4 protein-coding genes are annotated in these 4480 nt (G+C 61.7%); 2 read left to right on the forward strand and 2 right to left on the reverse strand.

What is annotated here, in order from left to right; translation table 11 throughout:
* Positions 1 to 1722: beta-galactosidase (locus tag IRZ24_RS17230; protein WP_297166907.1), on the forward strand; the 1722-nt coding region annotated here is incomplete at its 5' end.
* A 16-nt stretch (positions 1723 to 1738) separates the two neighbouring features.
* On the opposite strand, the gene IRZ24_RS17235 is transcribed toward IRZ24_RS17230, so the two are convergent.
* Both IRZ24_RS17235 and IRZ24_RS17240 read right to left on the reverse strand, forming a co-directional pair.
* Positions 1739 to 2998 carry a hypothetical protein gene (locus IRZ24_RS17235; RefSeq protein WP_297166910.1) on the reverse strand — a complete coding sequence of 420 codons (1260 nt, stop codon included), beginning with the start codon at positions 2996 to 2998 and terminating at the stop codon, positions 1739 to 1741.
* 245 nt (positions 2999 to 3243) lie between these two features.
* Positions 3244 to 3633 (reverse strand): hypothetical protein, encoded by a 390-nt coding sequence (locus IRZ24_RS17240; RefSeq protein ID WP_297166913.1) that lies wholly within the window; start codon positions 3631 to 3633, stop codon positions 3244 to 3246.
* A 37-nt stretch (positions 3634 to 3670) separates the two neighbouring features.
* Between IRZ24_RS17240 and IRZ24_RS17245 the strand changes: the two genes are divergently transcribed.
* Positions 3671 to 4474, forward strand: coding sequence for a transposase (locus IRZ24_RS17245; protein WP_297166916.1), 804 nt, complete (start codon positions 3671 to 3673; stop codon positions 4472 to 4474).
* Positions 4475 to 4480: the final 6 nt, after the last annotated feature.

A 4480-nucleotide genomic window follows, 5' to 3' on the forward strand; every position in this document is an offset into this window, starting at 1 on the left:
CATCTGGAGCGCCTGCGTGCTCTGGCTCGTGAGGTGGGGCTGGAGGCGCCACTCTATACCTGTACGGCCTGGGGAGGGGCTGCCGTGCCCGCCGAAGGGTTTTTACCGATGCATGCTGCTTATCCTTTCACGCCCTGGGAGCCTGATCCTTCCTTTGAGCCAGTCCCGAGCCGCGAATTCCTCTTCCGTTCCCCGCAGCAGCCTGCCGCTGACTGGTGGCAAGCCGGCGCTTTTCGCTATCCGATCGAGCGCTATCCTTATGCCTACTGTGAGCTAGGGGCCGGTATCCAGATGACCTATCTTCATCGTCCGCTGGTGCCTCCCGAGTGTACGCAGGCCTTGGCTGTGGTCGCTCTAGGCAGTGGCTGCAACTGGCTTGGCTATTACATGTATCACGGGGGGTCGAACCCGCCGGGCCGTCGCGGCTTCCTCAATGAATTTACGGTGCCTCGTCTCTCCTATGATTTTCAGGCGCCGCTGGGAGAGTATGGTCAACTCCACGCCTCCTATCATCGTCTGCGTCTCATTCATCTCTTTTTGGCTGAATTTGGCGATCGACTCGCTCCTCTGCCCGTGGTGCTCCCGCCTGGTGCAAGCACGTTAAAACCACAGGTGACCAACGTGCTGCGCTATGCAGCCCGTGCGCATCAGGATCAAGGCTTTCTCTTCCTCAGTGTCTATCAAGATCATGCCGAGACGGCTGATCTGGAGGGGATTGCGCTTGAGGTCTTGCTCCCCCAGGAACGGCTGCGTTTGCCCCATGAAGGCAGCTTGAGATTGCTTCGGGGGATGAGTGCGATCTTACCCGTGGGCTTGGAGCTTGGCGATGGTCTGCGCCTGCGCTATGCTACGGCCCAGCCGCTCACGGTTTTGCATGCTCGCGAGCGGAGGTGCGTGGTCTTTTTTGCTCCTGACGGCCTTCAGCCTGAGTTTGCCCTGGCACGCCAGGGCTGCCGTGCTCTGACGGTCCAGGGTGGGAGCAGTGCGGAAGAAGGCGAGACCCTCTATGCCTGGCCGCTGCCTGGCCTGGGGACACGCCTGGAGGCGACAGGGCTTTCGGGGAGAGGCGTGGAGCTGCTGGTTTTGTCTCAGGAGCAGGCGCTGCGCTGCTGGAAAGTCAGGCTGGCTGGCACTGAGTATTTGCTGCTCACGGAAAGCGAAGGCGCTGCCTGGGTGGATGCTGGAGAGGAGCGGCTGACGGTCTGCTGGCAGGGCGAAGCCCAGCTCGATCTGTTGAGTTATCCTCGCCTGCCCAGCTCGCTACCGGCTACGGGCCTCTTGGAAGACAGGGGGACGGCTGGTGTCTTCTGGCGCTACCGTCTGCAGTGTCCTCCCTGGAAAGCACGCTGGTCGCTGGAGCAACCTGAGCCGCAGGTGGTGCGCCTGCGCCTGGCCGCCGAGGCTCTGGAGGGGGTGCGCGATCTCTTCCTGCGCGTGGATTGTGTAGCCGATGTGGGACAGGCCTTCCTCGATGGGCACCTGGTGGCTGACTACTTTGGCTCCGACCTGCCCTGGATTATTGGACTGAAGCGCTTTGCCCAGCCGGGGCGCGAGCTTGAACTGATTCTACGCTTTACGCCGTTGCAAGCCAATGCGCCGGTCTTGCGTTACTTCACCAGGGAGCGACTTCCTCTGCCGGCCAGCGATGGCACGCTACCAGTGACCGTACGGGCGGTTCAGTTGGTGCCCGAGTATGGGATCGAGCTGCCCTGGCAAGAGTGAATTTCGCTTGCCTGGCTCAGATCGCTTCATTGGGCAACACCGTCAGCAGTGGGCGCCAGAGCGTGTCTGGTTCCCAGGTCGCCCGGTACCAGACGGCAATCTGTAAAAAGGCATGGGCACGGCTAAACTGCGGCGTTTGTCGCAGGAGATCGCGGAACTCGCGGATGATGCGCAGTAGATTCTCGGCGGTATGGTACCAGATGGCATGCGTGACCCCGGTGCTATCGGTGTAGACCAGGTGGGCGGCATAAGGATCGTTCAGATTGCTGGCCTGCTGGTCGATCTGGCTGGCCGGAATGCTCTTGACCAGCGCTACAGCGTCGGCGTAGTTGAGACCGCCGTCAAAGATCCAGTGCCCATCGGCGGCCTGATGCCAGCGCGCCCCATAGAGCGGAAACTCCCAGACGATGCGAGGCAGCATCTGGGGCATGGTCTTCAGGGCGTAAGCCAGGATCTGCTTGAGCCAGGGCACACTTACCGTTGGCCCCGGCGTGAAATATGACTGGTCGAGCGACATGATCACGATAAAATCGGCACAGTGACCCAGCAGGGACCAGTCTTCAAAGCCATTGAGGTTGTAGTAGTCGTCACGGTCTGCTATCTTATGGATCAGCGCGATGCCGTAGGGCTTGTTGAGTGCCTGCATGGCTTTCCAGACCAGGCGATTGTACTCCGCAAAGAGCTGCTGGATCTGCGGATAGGTGCGCTCCGCCCCCTCCAGATCCATGATCACCCCGTCATAGCCCCCTTGCTTGACGACGTCGACGATCGCCTGGATATAGGCCGGCTGCTGGATGGCCGTCTTAATGTAGTCCGATTGCTGACGGGCGGTCCAGCCGTTGGCGTCGGTCTCCATGGTGACCGTCAGGTAGGCTTTGCCTCCCTTACTGTGGATCAGGCGGACGACATTCTCCATGCTGAGTGTGCCCGCCTGGCAGTTATTGCTCTCGCCATTCATGAGCTGTCCCGTCAGGGGATTGACCCAGCCGCTGCCGACGAGGGCTGCATCAGGGTTGATGTCGGCGGTCCGCAAGTAGGCCTGGATACCGCGCTGACAGTCGCGCCCGACGATCCAGCCAAGTGAGGCCAGCCTCCCATTGAGCAGCGGCTGGGTCTGCACAATGGCCTGATTCTGCTCTTGCAGCGTGACATCGCTGCCACTCCAGAAAAAGCCGAGCGGGGCGTGGGCGCGCACAGTACCCATCAGCAGCGTCAGGATGAGCGCCAGGGCGATAAGCAGAAGACCGACCAGCAGGCCGCGCTTGCGCTGATACATCGAACTTCCTCGCTGTTGCCACTGCTGAAGAACTGCACCCCTTTGTTTCAGAGCGTACCATAGTGCACATCCCAAAAGGAAGAGTCTGGCCACAATGCCTGGATTGTTCGCTGCCCCGCCTGACACTATACTGGAACGGAGAGACTCGCCAGCCAATCCATTCGTCCCGCTGGCGGACCGCACCACATGACTCCTGTCTCTCCGACTCTCATCGGAGAGGCAGACAGCAGGAGGTTGTTGTGAAGTCACATACGGCCTATCTCACCTTCCATACGCAGAAGGGCCAGCAACAGGGCTAGACCCGACATCAGAGGTACCTGGGTGAACAGGAGCAAGAGGACATTGCGGACTCCCTCCCAGAAATTGCCATCGTGTACCACCTCTTGATAATTCACCAGGCCCACAAAGGTGGTGCCGCCGATCAGGCGCTCCACAAAGAAGCTGGTCCAGAGTGCGTAGAGCAAAGGCACCAGTAAAAAGAACGAGAAGAGCAGCAGGAATAGATAAGGTATGATCACATGGCGGCGCCAACGTCGCCAGAGCCGCCAGGCACTGGAGGCGCCGCTAGCGGCGGGAGCCAGCTCCTGCATCTCGATGACTTGCTGCGTCGCTTCAAACTGACTCTGCTTTGCCATCTGGACCGTCGCCGGACGCAAGCCACTTCCCGTCCGCGTGCCGGAGGCCTTTCTGCCACGGCTGGCACAGGCCAAGACGATAGACAGTCTCACCGTGCTGGAACGCGATGGGCGGCTACTGGGGCGACTGACGATCACGCTGGAGGTGCCTGATCCTCCGACGGCCCGCCCAGAGACCGAGGCCGTCGTGGGGATCGATCTGAACGAGACGAATGCACTGGTGGCGGTGGATGGCCAGGAGCGGGTGCTGTTCGTGAGCGGGAAGGCGGTGAAGGTGCGCAATCGGCGCACAGCGAAGACGCGGGCGAGACTGCAGCGGAAGCTGGCGGCCCACAAGGCACAGCACCGGGACACGCGCAGTGTCCGACGGGTGCTGAAACGGCTTGGTCGCCGGCAACGGCATCGCACTCAGACCTTCGCACAGACGGTAGCGAAGCGCCTGGTGGAGTGGGCGCCACCGCAGGCGGTGCTGGTCTTCGAACGACTGCAGGTGCCCCCGCCGCAGCAAGAGCAGATCCGGGGACGAGCACTGCGGTGCCGGCTCACGCTGTGGCAGCGGGGACTGATCCGGCGGTGGGTCGAGCAGCGAGCACAGGAGCGAGGGCTGCAGGTGGTGGAGGTGAACCCGGCCTACACCAGCCAGACCTGTTCGCTGTGTGGACAACGGGGGAACCGCCGTCGGCATGCCTTCACCTGTCCGCAGTGCGGCTCCCAGGAGCATGCCGATATCAACGCAGCACGCAATATTCGTGATCGCTGTACTCAGTTACGGCTGAGTGGGCTGCCGTCAACCAGCCCTGAAGCCCGGGCCGACAAGGCTGCGGGCAAGCCACCGGCTTGATCCCGG

Origin of the sequence: Thermogemmatispora sp., from assembly GCF_019683755.1 — a bacterium.
Classification (GTDB): domain Bacteria; phylum Chloroflexota; class Ktedonobacteria; order Ktedonobacterales; family Ktedonobacteraceae; genus Thermogemmatispora.